Raw genomic sequence first — 16,118 nt, 5'->3', positions numbered from 1 at the left:
CGCCTCACGCCCCGCCTCACGCCCCGCCTCACTCCCCCGCCGCCGCCCCGAACGCCCCCCGCGCCATCCGGTGCAGCAGCCGCGCCGTCTCGCCGCGCCCCGGCAGGGAACCCGCGCGCCCGAGGTGCGGCGTGGAGTTCAGCAGACCGAAGACCGAGTGGACGGCCGAACGGGCGGCGGGCTCGGGCAGCCCCGGATACACCTCGCGGACGACCTCCACCCACAGCTCGACGTACTGGCGCTGGAGCTGGCGCACGAGCTTGCGGTCGCTGTCGCGCAGGCGGTCCAGCTCGCGGTCGTGGAGGGTGATGAGCGGACGGTCGTCGAGGGCGAAGTCGATGTGCCCCTCGATGAGGGAGTCCAGCACGCGCGCGGGCGCGTCGCCGGCGGATTCCCTCAGGCGCGTGCGCGCACCCGTGAGGAGCTGGCCACTGATGCCGACGAGGAGTTCCGCGAGCATCGCGTCCTTGCCGGGGAAGTGGCGGTAGAGGCCGGGTCCGCTGATGCCGACGGCGGCGCCTATCTCGTCGACGCCGACGCCGTGGAACCCGCGCTCGGCGAAGAGGCGCGCGGCCTCCTTGAGGATCTGCTCGCGGCGGGTGGGAGCGTCGGTTCTGGTGCCCATGAAATCGATTCTAGACAGGCTTGTTAGCGCTCGTTAACATGGAGGCCATGGGTTAACGCTCATTAACTGCGGAGGGGAGCGCGAGATGGCGCAGGAACCCGTGCTGACCAGCACGGCAGACCCCGCGTCCGAGACGTGGCGGGCCAACGAGGCGGCGCACCGGGCCCTGGTCGAGGAGCTGCGCGCGAAGCTCGCGGCGGCCCGTCTCGGCGGCGGTGAGAAGGCCCGCGCCCGGCACACCGCGCGCGGCAAGCTCCTCCCCCGCGACCGCGTGGACACCCTCCTGGACCCCGGCTCCCCGTTCCTGGAGCTGGCCCCGCTCGCCGCGGACGGGATGTACGACGGCCAGGCCCCCGCCGCCGGCGTCATCGCGGGCATCGGGCGCGTGAGCGGGCGCGAGTGCGTGATCGTCGCCAACGACGCCACGGTCAAGGGCGGCACGTACTACCCGATGACCGTCAAGAAGCACCTGCGCGCGCAGGAGGTCGCCCTGGAGAACCGCCTCCCCTGCGTCTACCTGGTGGACTCGGGCGGCGCCTTCCTCCCGATGCAGGACGAGGTCTTCCCGGACCGCGAGCACTTCGGCCGCATCTTCTACAACCAGGCCCGCATGTCCGGCGCCGGCATCCCCCAGATCGCCGCGGTGATGGGCTCGTGCACGGCGGGCGGCGCGTACGTCCCGGCGATGAGCGACGAGGCGGTGATCGTCCGGGACCAGGGGACGATCTTCCTGGGCGGCCCCCCGCTGGTGAAGGCGGCCACCGGCGAGGTCGTCACGGCGGAGGAACTGGGCGGCGGCGAGGTCCACGCGCGCGTGTCGGGCGTGACGGACCACCTCGCGGAGGACGACGCGCACGCGCTGCGCATCGTCCGCACCATCGCCGCCACCCTCCCCGCGCGCGGCCCGCTCCCCTGGGAGGTGAAGCCCGCCGAGGAGCCCAAGGTCGACCCGTACGGCCTGTACGGCGCCGTCCCGGTCGACCCGCGCACCCCGTACGACGTCCGGGAGGTCATCGCGCGCGTCGTCGACGGCTCGCGGTTCGCCGAGTTCAAGTCGGAGTTCGGCCAGACCCTGGTCACCGGCTTCGCGCGCATCCACGGCCACCCGGTCGGCATCGTCGCCAACAACGGCATCCTGTTCTCCGAGTCGGCCCAGAAGGGCGCCCACTTCATCGAGCTGTGCGACCAGCGCGGCATCCCGCTGGTGTTCCTCCAGAACATCTCGGGCTTCATGGTCGGCAAGGACTACGAGGCGGGCGGCATCGCGAAGCACGGCGCGAAGATGGTCACGGCCGTCGCGTGCACGCGCGTACCGAAGCTGACGGTCGTCGTCGGCGGCTCGTACGGCGCCGGCAACTACTCGATGTGCGGCCGCGCCTACTCCCCCCGCTTCCTGTGGATGTGGCCCGGCGCCAAGATCTCCGTCATGGGCGGCGAACAGGCCGCCTCGGTCCTCGCGACCGTCAAGCGCGACCAGTTGGAGGCGCGCGGCGAGCAGTGGCCCGCCGAGGACGAGGCCGCCTTCAAGACGCCGATCCGCGCCCAGTACGAGCGCCAGGGCAACGCCTACTACGCGACGGCCCGCCTCTGGGACGACGGAGTGATCGACCCCCTGGAGACCCGCCAGGTCCTCGGCCTGGCCCTGACCGCCTGCGCCAACGCGCCCCTGGGTGACCCCCAGTTCGGCATCTTCAGGATGTGAGGCCCATGTTCGACACCGTCCTCGTCGCCAACCGGGGCGAGATCGCCGTCCGTGTCATCCGTACGCTCCGCGCGCTGGGCGTCCGCTCGGTCGCCGTGTACTCGGATGCCGACGCGGACGCGCGGCACGTGCGCGAGGCCGACACGGCGGTCCGGCTCGGCCCGGCGCCCGCGGCGGAGAGCTACCTGTCCGCCGAGCGCATCCTGGAGGCCGCCGCCCGCACCGGCGCGCAAGCGGTCCACCCCGGGTACGGGTTCCTCGCGGAGAACGCGGCCTTCGCGCGCGCGTGCGCCGAGGCGGGGCTCGTGTTCATCGGGCCGCCCGCCGAGGCGATCGCCCTGATGGGCGACAAGATCCGCGCCAAGGAGACCGTCGAGGCGGCCGGCGTCCCCGTCGTCCCCGGCGGGCGCGACCCGCAGCTCGCCGACGCCGCGCGCGCGTTGGGCGCGCCCGTGCTGCTCAAGCCCAGCGCGGGCGGCGGCGGCAAGGGCATGCGCCTGGTGCGCGACCTGTCCGCCCTGGACGACGAGATCGCCGCCGCCCGCCGCGAGGCCCGCGCCTCCTTCGGCGACGACACGCTCCTGGTCGAGCGCTGGATCGACCGCCCCCGCCACATCGAGATCCAGATCCTGGCCGACGGGCACGGCGGCGTCGTCCACCTCGGCGAGCGCGAGTGCTCCCTCCAGCGGCGCCACCAGAAGGTCATCGAGGAGGCCCCCTCGGTGTTCCTCGACGCCGCCGCGCGCGCGGCGATGGGCGAGGCGGCGGTGCAGGCGGCGCGCTCGTGCGGGTACGTGGGCGCGGGGACGGTCGAGTTCATCGTCCCGGGCGCCGACGCGTCGCAGTACTACTTCATGGAGATGAACACCCGCCTCCAGGTGGAGCACCCGGTGACCGAACTCGTCACCGGCCTCGACCTGGTGGAGTGGCAGCTGCGGGTCGCGGCCGGGGAGAAGCTGGCGTTCACCCAGGACGACGTCGCCCTGACGGGGCACGCGGTGGAGGCGCGGATCTGCGCCGAGGTCCCCGCGCGCGGGTTCCTCCCGTCCGGCGGGACGGTCCTGAGGCTGCGCGAGCCCGAGGGCGACGGCGTCCGCACCGACTCCGGGCTCAGCGAGGGCACCGAGGTGGGCAGCCTGTACGACCCGATGCTCGCCAAGGTCGTCGTGTACGGGCCCGACCGCGAGACGGCGCTGCGCAAGCTCCGCGCGGCCCTCGCGGAGACGGTCACCCTGGGCGTACAGACCAACGCGGGCTTCCTGCGCCGCCTCCTCGCCCACCCGGCGGTCGTCGCGGGCGAGCTGGACACCGGGCTCGTCGAGCGCGTGGTGGACGAGCTGGTCTCCGACGACGTGCCGGAGGAGGTGTACGAGGCGGCGGCGGCCGTACGCCTGGACGCGCTCACGCCGCACAGCGACGGCTGGGTCGACCCCTTCTCCGTCCCCAGCGGCTGGCGCATGGGCGGCGAGCCGAAGCCGGCCGCCTTCCACCTGGCCGTGCGGGACCCCCTGGCATACACCCCGCGCGGGACCCACACCGTCACCGCCGACCAGGTCTGCGTCACCCTCGACGGCCTCCGCCACACCTTCCACCGCGCGGGCGACTGGCTCGGCCGCGACGGCGACGCCTGGCACGTCCGCGACCACGACCCCGTCGCCGCCTCCCTCACGGCCACCACCCGCGCGGGCGCCGACGCCCTCACCGCCCCCATGCCCGGCACGGTCACGGTCGTCAAGGTCGCGCAGGGCGACGAGGTCACCGCGGGCCAGAGCCTGCTGGTCGTCGAGGCGATGAAGATGGAGCACGTCATCGCGGCCCCGCACGCGGGCACGGTCACCGAGCTGGACGTCACCCCGGGCACGACGGTCGCCATGGACCAGGTCCTCGCCGTGGTGACGCCCTTTGAGGAGGCCCCCGATGCCTGAACTCCCCATGACGGTCCCGGCGAACGGCCTCCCCGCGCGCGTCCGCATCCACGAGGTCGGCGCCAGGGACGGCCTCCAGAACGAGAAGACGACCGTCCCGACGGAGGTCAAGGCGGAGTTCATCCATCGCCTGGCGGACGCGGGCCTGACCACCATCGAGGCGACGAGTTTCGTCCGCCCCGAGTGGGTCCCCCAACTGGCGGACGCGGAGGCCCTGTTCCCGCGGGTGAGCGAACTCCCCGTGGATCTGCCGGTGTTGGTCCCCAACGACCGCGGCCTCGACCGGGCCCTCGCCCTCGGCGCGCGCAGGATCGCCGTCTTCGCCAGCGTCACGGAGTCCTTCGCCAAGGCCAACCTCAACCGCACGGTCGACGAGTCCCTGGCGATGTTCGACCCGGTCGTCACCCGGGCGAAGGACCGTCAGGCGCACGTCCGCGGCTACCTCTCGATGTGCTTCGGCGACCCCTGGGAGGGCCCCGTCCCGATCCCCCAGGTCGTCAGGGTCGCCAAGGCCCTGTACGACATGGGCTGCGACGAGCTGAGCCTCGGCGACACGATCGGCGTCGCGACGGCGGGCCACGTACGCGCCCTCCTGACGGCCCTGAACGACGCCGGCGTCCCCACTCCCGCGCTGGCCGTCCACTTCCACGACACGTACGGCCAGGCCCTCGCCAACACCCTGGCCGCGCTCCAGCACGGCGTCACCACCGTCGACGCCTCAGCGGGCGGCCTGGGCGGCTGCCCGTTCGCCAGGTCGGCCACCGGGAACCTCGCCACCGAAGACCTCGTGTGGATGCTCCAGGGCCTCGGGATCGACACCGGCACCGACCTCGGCCGCCTCGTCGCCACGAGCGCGTGGATGGCCGGTCATCTGGGCCGCCCCAGCCCGTCCCGAACCGTCCGCGCCCTCTCCCACAAGGAACAGTGATGGACTACCGCCTCTCCCCCGAGCTGGAAGAACTCCGCCGCACGGTCGAGGAGTTCGCGCACGACGTCGTGGCTCCCAAGATCGGCGACTTCTACGAACGGCACGAGTTCCCGTACGAGATCGTCCGCGAGATGGGCCGCATGGGCCTGTTCGGCCTGCCGTTTCCCGAGGAGTACGGCGGCATGGGCGGCGACTACCTGGCGCTGGGCGTCGCGCTGGAGGAGCTGGCGCGCGTCGACTCGTCGGTGGCGATCACCCTGGAGGCGGGCGTCTCCCTGGGCGCGATGCCGATCCACCTGTTCGGCACGGACGAGCAGAAGCGCACGTGGCTGCCGCGCCTGTGCGCGGGCGAACTCCTGGGCGCCTTCGGCCTGACCGAGCCGGACGGCGGCAGCGACGCGGGCGCGACGCGCACGACGGCCCGCCTCGACCCGGAGACGGACGAATGGGTGATCAACGGCACCAAGTGCTTCATCACCAACTCGGGCACGGACATCACGGGGCTGGTGACGGTCACGGCGGTCACCGGCCGCAAGCCGGACGGCAAGCCGCTGATCTCCTCGATCATCGTCCCGTCGGGCACGCCGGGCTTCACGGTCGCCGCCCCCTACTCGAAGGTCGGCTGGAACGCCTCGGACACCCGCGAGCTGTCCTTCGCGGACGTGCGCGTGCCCGCCGCGAACCTGCTCGGTGAACTCGGCCGTGGCTACGCGCAGTTCCTGCGCATCCTGGACGAGGGCCGGATCGCGATCGCCGCGCTGGCGACGGGCCTCGCGCAGGGCTGCGTCGACGAGTCGGTGAAGTACGCGAAGGAGCGCGAGGCGTTCGGGCGGCCGATCGGCGCCAACCAGGCCATCCAGTTCAAGATCGCCGACATGGAGCTGAAGGCGCACACCGCGCGCCTGGCGTGGCGGGACGCGGCGGCCCGGCTGGTGGCGGGCGAGCCCTTCAAGAAGGAGGCGGCGCTGGCGAAGCTGCACTCCTCGACGGTCGCGGTCGACAATGCGCGCGACGCGACGCAGATCCACGGCGGCTACGGCTTCATGAACGAGTACCCGGTGGCCCGGATGTGGCGCGATTCGAAGATCCTGGAGATCGGCGAGGGCACGAGCGAGGTGCAACGGATGTTGATTGCAAGGGAGTTGGGCTTGGTGAGCTGACAACACGCGACCCACAGGCCGCACATAGCTTTCGATCCAAGGCGACCACCCCTAGGAACATCGACTGAGGTTAGGCTAACCTACCTTCGATCTGTCCGGCGGTGATCCCCGCACGTCCGAAAGCAGCCCCACTCATGCCCAACGCCAGAGCCACCCACCCGACCCGCCGCGGCCTCCTCGCCGCCGGCGGCGCCCTCGGCCTCGGAGCCGCCCTCGCCGCCTGCGGGGACGACGGCGCGAAAAGCGGTGGCTCCGACGCGTCGACGGGCCCGGGGGCGAACGCCGCCAAGTCCGGCCCGTGGACGTTCAAGGACGACCGCGGCACGACCGTGAAGCTCGACAGGACCCCCTCGACGATCGTCGCCTTCACGGGCGTCGGCGCCGCCCTGTTCGACTACGGCATCCAGGTCAAGGGCGTCTTCGGCCCGACGAAGACGTCCGCCGGCAAGGCCGACGTCCAGGCCGGCGACATGGACGTCTCGAAGGTCGAGATCCTGGGCAACGTCTGGGACGAGTTCAACGTCGAGAAGTACGCCGCCCTCGCGCCGGACGTCCTGGTCACCACCATGTTCGACACCGCCGGCACCCTCTGGTACGTCCCCGAGGCGTCCAAGGACAAGATCGCCAAGCTGGCGCCCAGCGTCGGCATCTCGGTGTACGACCGTCAGCTCACCGCGCCGCTGGAGCGCATGTGGGAGCTGGCCGAGTCCCTGGGCGCCGACATGACGGCCGCGAAGGTGACCGCCGCGAAGAAGCGCTTCGAGGACGCCGCGGCCCGGCTGCGCGCCGCCACCAAGGCCAACCCCGGCATCAAGGTCCTCGCCGGTTCCGCCAGCGCCGAGCTGTTCTACGTTTCCGGTAGCAATCTCTCCATCGACCTGGAGTACTTCAAGGCGCTCGGCGTGAACTTCGTCGAGCCTCCGGCGGACGTCCTCAAGGCGAGCGGCGGCTGGTTCGAACCGCTCAGTTGGGAGAACGTCGACAAATACCCGGCCGACCTCATTCTGATGGACGACCGGACCTCCGCGATCCAGCCTTCGGCGATCACCAAGGAGACGTGGAAGAAGCTGCCCGCCGTCAAGGCCGGTCAGGTCATCGCGCGGTCGCCCGAGCCGATTCTGTCGTACGACAAGTGCGCGCCGCTCCTGGAAAACCTGGCGGCCGCCATCGAGAAGGCCAAGAAGGTCGCGTGATTTCCGCATGACCGATTCCGCCGGGTCCCCGTTCCGTTTCTTCTCCCTCCACGTGACACGGACCCGGCGGATTTCGCCGTCCCTCGTGCGCGTCTCTTTCGCCGGGGACGATCTCCGGCATTTCCATTCCCTCGGGTACGACCAGTCGCTGTCGCTGTTCGTCCCCCACCCCGGCCAGCGCGAGCCCCAGGTGCCGATCGAACTCGGCGACGGCTGGTGGCAGGGCTGGCGCGACCTCCCCGCCGACGTGCGGGCCGTGATGCGCTCGTACACCCTGCGTGAGCTGCGGCGCGGGCCCGACGAGATCGACGTCGACTTCGTGCTCCACACGCCCGCCGGGCCGGCGTCCGCGTGGGCCGAGCGGGCCGTCCCCGGTGACCGGGTCGTGCTGCTGGGGCCCGCCGTCGCCGACAACCGGGCGATCCGCTTCCGGGCGCCCGAGGACGCCGATCTCATCATCCTGTGGGGCGATGCGACCGCACTTCCCGCGATCGCCGCGATTCTTGAGGCACTTCCCGGTACGCGGCGGGTGCGGGCGTGGATAGAGGTCGACGACGTGTCCGACGTCATTCAACTGACCACACCTCCCGACACCGAGATCAATTGGCTGGTCGGCGAGGATTCCCTGGAGAATCTGCGGACGGCCGTACTGCCGGACGCCGCATTCCCGTACGTGTGGATCGCCGGGGAATCCGGTTCCGTGAAGGCGTTGCGCCGGCATTTCGTCCAGGAACGCGGGATCGACCGGCGCCGGGTCACCTTCGTCGGTTATTGGCGGCGGGGAATGTCCGAGGAGGAGTTGAGGGCAGCCGGGGAGTAACGCTCCCTCTGCCGTCGACTCCGGCGTCAAACGTGATCACGGTCACGGGACGGTCGCGATTTCGAACAGCAAACTTAGGTTAGGCTAACCTTACTTCGATCACTTCTGATCGCCCCCGATCACCCCCCACGCCGCCGCCGTCCCCTTCCCCCGGAGGACCCCGCATGCGCTCGCACCTGCTCAACGACACGACCGCGGAGCAGTACCGCCGCTCCGTGACCGACGGAGTGGCACGGGTGGCCGCCAGACTCGCCGCCACCGACCGCCCGTTCACCGGAGTCACGGTCGACGCCCTCGCCCCCCGCATCGACCGGATCGACCTCGACAAGCCGCTGCACGACACGGCGGCGGTCCTCGACGAGTTGGAGGAGGTCTACCTCCGGGACGCGGTCTACTTCCACCACCCCCGCTACCTCGCCCACCTCAACTGCCCGGTCGTCATACCCGCGGTGCTCGGCGAGGCCGTCCTGAGCGCGGTCAACTCCTCGCTGGACACCTGGGACCAGTCGGCGGGCGGCACCCTGATCGAGCGCAAACTGATCGACTGGACGACCGAGCGCATCGGCCTCGGCGAGGCCGCCGACGGCGTCTTCACCTCCGGCGGCACCCAGTCCAACCTCCAGGCGCTGCTGCTGGCCCGCGAGGAGGCCAAGGCGGGCGACCTCGCCGACCTGCGCGTCTTCGCCTCCGAGGTCAGCCACTTCAGCGTGAAGAAGTCCGCCAAACTCCTCGGCCTGTCCCCCGACGCGGTCGTCTCGATCCCCGTCGACCACGACAAGCGCATGCGGACGGTGGCCCTGGCCCGTGAGCTGGAGCGCTGCCGCGCCGCCGGGCTGACCCCGATGGCCGTCGTCGCCACCGCCGGCACCACCGACTTCGGCTCCATCGACCCGCTCCCCGAGATCGCCGAACTCTGTGCCCAGTACGGGAGTTGGCTGCACGTCGACGCGGCCTACGGCTGCGGGCTGCTGGCCAGCGTGAAGTACCGGGACCGCATCGACGGCATCGAGCGCGCCGACTCCGTCACCGTCGACTACCACAAGTCCTTCTTCCAGCCGGTGAGTTCGTCCGCCGTCCTGGTCCGTGACGCGGCGACGCTGCGTCACGTGACCTACCACGCCGAGTACTTGAACCCGCGCCGGATGGTCCAGGAGCGCATCCCCAACCAGGTCGACAAGTCCCTCCAGACGACCCGCCGCTTCGACGCGCTCAAGCTGTGGATGACGCTGCGCACGATGGGCGCCGACGGCATCGGCCAACTCTTCGACGAGGTCTGCGACTTGGCCGTCGAGGGCTGGAAACTGCTGGCCGCCGACCCCCGGTTCGACGTCGTCGTCGAGCCGTCGCTGTCCACGCTGGTCTTCCGCTACATCCCGGCCGCCGTCACCGACCCCGCCGAGATCGACCGGGCCAACCTGTATGCCCGCAAGGCCCTGTTCGCGTCCGGGGCCGCGGTGGTCGCGGGTACGAAGGTCGGCCACCGGCACCACCTCAAGTTCACCCTGCTCAACCCCGAGACCACGCCGGCCGACATCGCCGCCGTCCTCGACCTGATCGCCGGCCACGCCGAGCAGTACCTGGGAGAGTCCCTTGACCGCGCGTCCTGACACCACCTACGACTTCGTCGGCATCGGCCTCGGCCCCTTCAACCTCGGCCTCGCCTGCCTGACCGAGCCGATCGCCGAACTCGACGGCGTCTTCCTGGAGTCGAAGCCCGACTTCGAGTGGCATGCGGGCATGTTCCTCGACGGCGCCCACCTCCAGACCCCGTTCCTGTCGGACCTGGTCACCCTCGCCGACCCGACCTCGCCGTACTCCTTCCTCAACTACCTGAAGGAGAAAGGCCGGTTGTACTCGTTCTACATCCGCGAGAACTTCTATCCGCTGCGGGTGGAGTACGACGACTACTGCCGCTGGGCCGCGAACCGGCTGAGCAGCGTGCGGTTCTCGACGACGGTCGAACAGGTCACGTACGAGAGCGAGTTGTACGTCGTCCGCACCACCGGCGGGGACGTCTACCGCGCGCGCAAGCTGGTCCTGGGCACCGGCACGCAGCCGTACCACCCCGCCGCCGTGCGGGGTCTTGGCGGGGACTTCATCCACAACTCCCGTTACGTGCAGCACCGTTCGGAGCTGGTGAAGAAGGAGTCGATCACGCTGGTCGGCTCGGGGCAGTCCGCCGCCGAGATCTACCACGACCTGCTGAGCGAGATCGACGTCCACGGCTACCGGCTGAACTGGGTGACGCGCTCCCCGCGCTTCTTCCCGCTCGAATACACCAAGCTGACGCTGGAGATGACCTCCCCGGAGTACATCGACTACTTCCGCGCACTGCCCGAGGCCACCCGCTACCGGCTCGCGGCGCAGCAGAAGGGCCTCTTCAAGGGCATCGACGGCGAGCTGATCAACGCGATCTTCGACCTGCTCTACCAGAAGAACCTCGGCGGCCCGGTCCCGACCAGGCTCCTCACCAACTCCTCGCTGAACAGCGCCCGTCACGACAACGGCAGCTACACGCTGGGCTTCCGCCAGGAGGAGCAGGAGACAGACTTCGAGCTGACGACGGACGGCCTCGTCCTCGCGACCGGGTACGCATACACCGAGCCGGCCTTCCTCGCCCCGATCCGCGACCGCCTCGTCTACGACGGCCACGGCAACTTCGACATCGCCCGCAACTACGCGATCGACACGACCGGCCGGGGCGTCTTCCTCCAGAACGCCGGGGTGCACACGCACAGCGTCACCTCCCCCGACCTGGGGATGGGCGCGTACCGCAACAGCAGCATCATCGCGGAGCTGCTGGGCCGCGAGTACTACCCGGTGGAGAAGACGATCGCGTTCCAGGAGTTCGCGATATGAACTTCACCTTCCGGCCGGTCGATCCCCTCACCGACGCCGAACTCCTGCACTCCTGGCTGACCCACCCCAAAGCGGCCTACTGGATGATGCTGGACGCGCGCCTGGAGGACATCGAGCGCGCCTACATGGCCGTCGCCGCCGACGAGCACCAGGAGGCGTTCCTCGGTCTGGAGGCCGGCGTCCCCGCCTTCGTGATGGAGCGCTACGACCCCGTCCACCGCGAACTCCCCGGCCTCTACGACCCGTTGCCCGGTGACGTCGGCATGCACTTCCTCACCCCGGCGACCGACACCCCCCGCAGCGGCTTCACCCGAGCCGTCCTCACCGCCGTCATGGCCCACCTCTTCGAGGACCCGGCCGTGCGACGCGTCGTCGTCGAACCGGACGTCTCCAACACAGCCGTCCACGCCCTGAACGAAGCCGTCGGGTTCGTGCCCGAGCGCGTGATCCAGAAGCCGGAGAAGACAGCGTTGCTGAGTTTCTGCACCCGGGAGCAGTTCGCCGAGAAGCGGGCGACGGCGGTGACCGCATGAGCCTCGCCGACGCCGTGGCCCACCTCTCCCCCGAGCGCTGGGAGAAGGCCAACCGCCTGCTGATCCGCAAGGCGCTCGCCGAGTTCGCCCACGAACGCCTCATCAACCCCGAGGAGCGGAACGGGAGTTACCTCGTCCGCAGCGACGACGACCTCACCACGTACCGCTTCACCGCCGTCCGCCGCGCCCTCGATCACTGGCAGGTCGACGCGGACTCGATCACCCGCACCCGCGACGGGGTCCAACTCCCGCTCGCCGCGCTGGACTTCTTCATCGAGCTGAAGTCCGCCCTCGGTCTGAGCGACGAGGTCCTGCCGGTGTACCTGGAGGAGATCTCCTCCACCCTCTCCGGCACCTGCTACAAGCTCACCAAGCCCCGGCTGACCTGCGCCGAACTGCTCGACGCCGGTTTCCAGGCGATCGAGACCGGCATGACCGAGGGCCACCCCTGCTTCGTCGCCAACAACGGCCGGCTCGGCTTCGGCGTGCACGAGTACCTGGCGTACGCCCCGGAGACCGCGCAGCCGGTCCGCCTGGTCTGGCTCGCCGCCCACCGCTCGCGCGCCGCGTTCACGGCGGGCGCCGGCATCGAGTACGAGCCGTTCGTACGGGGGGAGTTGGGCGAGGAGACCGTCGAGCGCTTCCATGCCCGGCTGCGTGAACTCGGCCATGACCCCGCCGAGTTCCTGCTGATCCCGGTCCACCCGTGGCAGTGGTGGAACAAGCTGTCGGTGACGTTCGCGGCGGAGGTCGCGCGCGGCCTGCTGGTCCCGCTCGGCGAAGGCGACGACGCGTACCTGGCGCAGCAATCGATCCGCACGTTCTTCAACAGCACCAGCCCCGGGAAGCACTATGTGAAGACGGCGCTCTCGGTCCTCAACATGGGCTTCATGCGCGGACTTTCGGCCGCGTACATGGAGGCGACCCCGGCCATCAACGACTGGCTCGCCGGGCTGATCGACAACGACCGGGTACTGAAGGGCGCGGGTCTGTCGATCATCCGGGAGCGGGCGGCCGTCGGCTACCGGCACCTGGAGTACGAGGCGGCGACGGACCGCTACTCGCCGTACCGCAAGATGCTGGCGGCGCTGTGGCGGGAGAGCCCGGTGCCCTTCCTCCAGGAGGGCGAACAGCTCGCGACGATGGCCTCGTTGATCCACGTGGACCACGAAGGCCGGTCGCTGGCCGCCGAGTTGATCGAGCGCTCCGGCCTCGAACCGGCACAGTGGCTGCGGCGCTACCTGGACGCCTACTACACGCCGCTGCTGCACTCGTTCTACGCCTACGACCTGGTGTTCATGCCGCACGGCGAGAACACGATCCTGGTGCTGAAGGACGGCGTCGTGCGGCGCGCGGTCTACAAGGACATCGCCGAGGAGATCGCCGTCATGGACCCCGACGCGGTACTGCCGCCCGAGGTCCGGCGGATCGCGGTGGACGTCCCCGAGGACAAGAAACTCCTGTCGATCTTCACGGACGTCTTCGACTGCTTCTTCCGCTTCCTCGCCTCCGACCTCGCCGCCGCGGGCGTGCTCGGCGAGGACGACTTCTGGCGGACGGTCGCCGAGACGACCCGCGCCTACCAGGAGGAGCACCCCGAACTCGCCGACAAGTTCCGCCAGTTCGACCTGTTCGCCCCGGAGTTCGCGCGTTCCTGCCTCAACCGGCTCCAGCTGCGCGACAACGAGCAGATGGTCGACCTGTCGGACCCGGCGGGCGCCCTTCAGCTGATCGGTACCTTGAGGAATCCCGTCGCGGGGTACTGATGACATGGACGGGCGCCCCCGAGTACGGTCCTCGGGGGCGCCCGTCTCCGCGTGGTGGACAATCGTGCCATGGCGGAAATCATCCAGAAGGACGGCACCTGGATCTTCGACGGCGACCGGCTGCGGCTGACGCCCGGACACGACAAGAACGTGAGCATCCTCCGCAAGGAACTGGGTGAACTCGCCGTGCCGCTCGCGGCGTTGGCCGGTGTCTCCTTCGAACAGGGCAAGAAGAACGGCCGGTTGAGGCTGCGCCTGCGCGACGGCGCCGACCCGCTGCTGCTGGCGACCGCGGGCCGGCTCGCCGAGCCCCACGACCCGTATCAACTGGTCGTCGAGTCCGACCGGTACGGCGTCGCCGAGTACCTGGTGGACGAGGTGCGCAACGCGCTGCTGCTCGACGAGGTGCCGGGCGGCCCGGCGGACGCCTTCCTGCTGCCGGGCCCCGCCGTGCCGCTCTCGGTGTCCGCCGGGGACGGCAGCGCGAGCTTCGACGGGGACAGCGTGCGGCTGGAGTGGAACTGGAAGACCGAGGAAGCCAAGTCGGCCGCCGGAACACGGCAGTTGGCGATCGGCGACATCCAGGGCGTGGAGTGGCAGCCCGCCGCCGGTCTGGAGAACGGGCACCTGCGGTTCACCGTCCGGGGCGCGCCCACCAAGGCGCCGCCGAAGTACGACCCCAACTCGGTCGAGCTGTGGGGGTTCAAGAAGGACCCGCTGATGGCGCTGGTCGCGGCGGCGGTACAGGCCCGGCTGCCGCATCCGTCGGCGGGGCCCCAGTCCGCCGTCCCGCAGCTCGACGCCTCGTCAACTTCCGCACAGGCCACGGGAGACGACCACGACGCGATGCTGCGGCGCCTGCGGGAGCTGGGCGATCTGCACCGGGACGGGGTGCTGACGGACGAGGAGTTCTCCCTCGCCAAACAGGCGATCCTCAAACGACTGTGACACACCGTCACCTCGCCTGAGGACCGCCTGCCGGCTCAACCGGGCTGTGCGCCCCGCCTTCTGGGCGCACGGCTCACTTCGCGCGGCGCGCCACCGTGAAGTGGTCGACCTGCTCGCCGGTCTCGGCGATGCCGCGCACGGTCAGCGTCGCCGTGCGGCCCTTGGCGGCCGGGGTGACGTCGACGCGCAGGAACGAGTAGTCGAGGTAGCGCACGCGCGACCAGGTGACCGTCTCGTCGGCCTTGCCGTCCTTGGTGTTGACGAAGGAGGCGACGGACTCGACCTCGTTCTCGTGGCCCTCGTAGGACAGCGGCGCGCTGAACGCGTACAGGCTGCGGCCGGCCGCGCCCGCGGTGACGTAGACGACGCCGTCGGTCTCGGGGTACGCCGTCCCGCCGATCGGGAGCTTCTTGGTGACCGCGCCCTTCTTGATGACGTCGGTGCGCTCGTACTGGTGGTTGTGGCCGTTGATGACCAGGTCGACCGTGTACTTCTCGAACAGCGGCACCCACTCCTGCCGGACCCCGCCCTCGGAGGCGTGCGCGGTGGAGGTGCAGTAGGCGCAGTGGTGGAAGAAGACGACGACGAAGTCGATGTCCTTCGAGGCGCGGTACTTCTTGAGCTGCGCCTCCAGCCATGTGGTCTGAGTGCCCCCGGAAATACCGAGGTTGGCCGGGATCTCGTACGAGATGTCGTTGGCGTCGAGGGAGATGATCGCCGTGTTGCCGTACGTGAAGGTGTAGACGCCCGGCAGGTTCTTCTTGTCGGGGCCGTTGTCGGGGAGGTTCCAGCGGGCCTCCTCGCCGCCGTACCCGTTGGGCGAGTACCAGGCTTCCATGTCGTGGTTGCCGTAAGCCGGCATCCACGGAACGGACTTGGCGACCGACTCGGTCTGCGCGAGGAACTGGTCCCACACCCGCGAGTCGAAGCCGGTGTCGGCGCTCTTGCCCGCGCCGGTCGGGTCGGCGTAGGCGATGTCGCCCGCGTGCAGGTGGAAGGCCGGGTTCTGGCCGAGCAGCAGGGCGTTGTTGGCGAGGCCGTGGTAGCTGACGCCCTCGTCGCCGAACGCGGTGAAGGTGAACGGCTTCTTGTGGGCGGGCGCGGTGGTGAACGTGCCCAGGGTGCCCAGGAGGTGGGGCTGGGCCGGGTCGAAGCCGGCGTGGCCGACGCCGTAGTAGTACGTCTTGCCGGGGCGCAGGTGGGTCAGCTTGGCGTGCAGGTAGTACTGGGTGTGGTTGCCGCTGGCGCCGACGCCGGCCGGGGTGAACAGGGTGCGGATCTCGGCGTCGATCTTGCGCGAGAGGTCCCAGGGGTGGGCGCCGACCCGGATGAACGGCTTCTTGACGGCGACCGGCACCTGCCAGGAGACGCTGATCTCGGTGCGGGGGTCGTTGCCGTAGGCGAGGTGGCGGCCGAAGGGGGCGACGAGGGAGCCGTCGACCTTCTCGGCGGCCGGGCGCGCGGACGACGTGCGGGGTGCGGCCTGGGCGGTGGCGCCCGGTACGAAGACGCCGCCGGCGACGGCGCCCAGCGTCACGGCGCCGCCTCTGACCATCGACCGGCGGGAGAACTTGGCGCGCAGGTACTCGTGCTGCTCCGCCATCGTCATGCGGGCGGCGAGCTGCTCGGGTACGCCCATGCGAGGAGTGTCCATGAGGT

The 16,118-nt window shown here is 70.4% G+C and carries 13 protein-coding genes; 11 read left to right on the top strand and 2 right to left on the bottom strand.

Annotation, left to right across the window (positions count from 1 at the left end; all coding sequences use genetic code 11):
- Positions 1 to 28: 28 nt before the first annotated feature.
- The gene (locus IAG44_RS26080; RefSeq protein WP_187749503.1) at positions 29 to 625 is read right to left on the bottom strand and encodes an SACE_7040 family transcriptional regulator; all 597 of its coding nucleotides are present in this window, start codon (positions 623 to 625) and stop codon (positions 29 to 31) included.
- Between the two features lie 85 nt (positions 626 to 710).
- Between IAG44_RS26080 and IAG44_RS26075 the strand changes: the two genes are divergently transcribed.
- From IAG44_RS26075 to IAG44_RS26025, 11 genes are all read left to right on the top strand, one after another.
- Positions 711 to 2,327, top strand: a complete 1,617-nt coding sequence (locus IAG44_RS26075) for a carboxyl transferase domain-containing protein (RefSeq protein WP_187749502.1) — start codon at positions 711 to 713, stop codon at positions 2,325 to 2,327.
- 5 nt (positions 2,328 to 2,332) lie between these two features.
- Complete coding sequence (locus tag IAG44_RS26070; protein ID WP_187749501.1) at positions 2,333 to 4,252, top strand: acetyl/propionyl/methylcrotonyl-CoA carboxylase subunit alpha; 1,920 nt, start codon at positions 2,333 to 2,335, stop codon at positions 4,250 to 4,252.
- On the top strand, positions 4,245 to 5,180 hold the full coding sequence (locus IAG44_RS26065; protein WP_187749500.1) for a hydroxymethylglutaryl-CoA lyase: 936 nt from the start codon (positions 4,245 to 4,247) through the stop codon (positions 5,178 to 5,180). Before IAG44_RS26070 ends, IAG44_RS26065 begins: the two co-directional genes overlap by 8 nt.
- A complete protein-coding gene (locus tag IAG44_RS26060) occupies positions 5,180 to 6,340 on the top strand; it encodes an acyl-CoA dehydrogenase family protein (protein WP_187749499.1) in 1,161 nt (386 codons plus the stop codon). The genes IAG44_RS26065 and IAG44_RS26060 overlap by 1 nt, the downstream gene beginning before the upstream one ends.
- 134 nt (positions 6,341 to 6,474) lie before the next feature.
- Positions 6,475 to 7,533, top strand: coding sequence for an ABC transporter substrate-binding protein (locus IAG44_RS26055; RefSeq protein ID WP_187749498.1), 1,059 nt, complete (start codon positions 6,475 to 6,477; stop codon positions 7,531 to 7,533).
- A gap of 7 nt (positions 7,534 to 7,540) precedes the next feature.
- Positions 7,541 to 8,353, top strand: coding sequence for a siderophore-interacting protein (locus tag IAG44_RS26050; protein WP_187749497.1), 813 nt, complete (start codon positions 7,541 to 7,543; stop codon positions 8,351 to 8,353).
- A gap of 164 nt (positions 8,354 to 8,517) precedes the next feature.
- Entirely contained in the window at positions 8,518 to 9,960 is a 1,443-nt protein-coding gene (desA, locus tag IAG44_RS26045; protein ID WP_187749496.1) for a lysine decarboxylase DesA, read from the top strand.
- On the top strand, positions 9,944 to 11,212 hold the full coding sequence (locus IAG44_RS26040; protein WP_187749495.1) for a lysine N(6)-hydroxylase/L-ornithine N(5)-oxygenase family protein: 1,269 nt from the start codon (positions 9,944 to 9,946) through the stop codon (positions 11,210 to 11,212). Before desA ends, IAG44_RS26040 begins: the two co-directional genes overlap by 17 nt.
- A complete protein-coding gene (locus tag IAG44_RS26035) occupies positions 11,209 to 11,745 on the top strand; it encodes a GNAT family N-acetyltransferase (protein ID WP_187749494.1) in 537 nt (178 codons plus the stop codon). The genes IAG44_RS26040 and IAG44_RS26035 overlap by 4 nt, the downstream gene beginning before the upstream one ends.
- A complete protein-coding gene (locus IAG44_RS26030) occupies positions 11,742 to 13,511 on the top strand; it encodes an IucA/IucC family protein (RefSeq protein WP_187749493.1) in 1,770 nt (589 codons plus the stop codon). Before IAG44_RS26035 ends, IAG44_RS26030 begins: the two co-directional genes overlap by 4 nt.
- A 69-nt stretch (positions 13,512 to 13,580) precedes the next feature.
- Entirely contained in the window at positions 13,581 to 14,459 is an 879-nt protein-coding gene (locus tag IAG44_RS26025) for a DUF4429 domain-containing protein (protein WP_187749492.1), read from the top strand.
- 73 nt (positions 14,460 to 14,532) lie between these two features.
- Here the strand turns inward: IAG44_RS26025 and IAG44_RS26020 are convergent, their stop codons facing one another.
- Positions 14,533 to 16,098: a purple acid phosphatase family protein gene (locus IAG44_RS26020; RefSeq protein ID WP_187749491.1), complete on the bottom strand. Its 1,566-nt coding sequence runs from the start codon at positions 16,096 to 16,098 to the stop codon at positions 14,533 to 14,535.
- Positions 16,099 to 16,118 lie beyond the last annotated feature (20 nt).

This window comes from Streptomyces roseirectus (genome assembly GCF_014489635.1).
Lineage (GTDB): Bacteria > Actinomycetota > Actinomycetes > Streptomycetales > Streptomycetaceae > Streptomyces > Streptomyces roseirectus.
This window is presented reverse-complemented; position numbering and strand designations above follow the sequence as displayed.

What these genes read in the sequence shown, in the direction of transcription:
- IAG44_RS26035 (WP_187749494.1), top strand. Translation starts at nt 11,209, where the DNA reads ATGAACTTCACCTTCCGGCCGGTCGATCCCCTCACCGACGCCGAACTC.
- IAG44_RS26055 (WP_187749498.1), top strand. Translation starts at nt 6,475, where the DNA reads ATGCCCAACGCCAGAGCCACCCACCCGACCCGCCGCGGCCTCCTCGCC.
- IAG44_RS26025 (WP_187749492.1), top strand. Translation starts at nt 13,581, where the DNA reads ATGGCGGAAATCATCCAGAAGGACGGCACCTGGATCTTCGACGGCGAC.
- IAG44_RS26020 (WP_187749491.1), bottom strand. Translation starts at nt 16,098, where the DNA reads ATGGGCGTACCCGAGCAGCTCGCCGCCCGCATGACGATGGCGGAGCAG.
- IAG44_RS26080 (WP_187749503.1), bottom strand. Translation starts at nt 625, where the DNA reads ATGGGCACCAGAACCGACGCTCCCACCCGCCGCGAGCAGATCCTCAAG.
- IAG44_RS26030 (WP_187749493.1), top strand. Translation starts at nt 11,742, where the DNA reads ATGAGCCTCGCCGACGCCGTGGCCCACCTCTCCCCCGAGCGCTGGGAG.
- IAG44_RS26070 (WP_187749501.1), top strand. Translation starts at nt 2,333, where the DNA reads ATGTTCGACACCGTCCTCGTCGCCAACCGGGGCGAGATCGCCGTCCGT.
- IAG44_RS26050 (WP_187749497.1), top strand. Translation starts at nt 7,541, where the DNA reads ATGACCGATTCCGCCGGGTCCCCGTTCCGTTTCTTCTCCCTCCACGTG.
- IAG44_RS26075 (WP_187749502.1), top strand. Translation starts at nt 711, where the DNA reads ATGGCGCAGGAACCCGTGCTGACCAGCACGGCAGACCCCGCGTCCGAG.
- IAG44_RS26065 (WP_187749500.1), top strand. Translation starts at nt 4,245, where the DNA reads ATGCCTGAACTCCCCATGACGGTCCCGGCGAACGGCCTCCCCGCGCGC.
- desA (WP_187749496.1), top strand. Translation starts at nt 8,518, where the DNA reads ATGCGCTCGCACCTGCTCAACGACACGACCGCGGAGCAGTACCGCCGC.
- IAG44_RS26060 (WP_187749499.1), top strand. Translation starts at nt 5,180, where the DNA reads ATGGACTACCGCCTCTCCCCCGAGCTGGAAGAACTCCGCCGCACGGTC.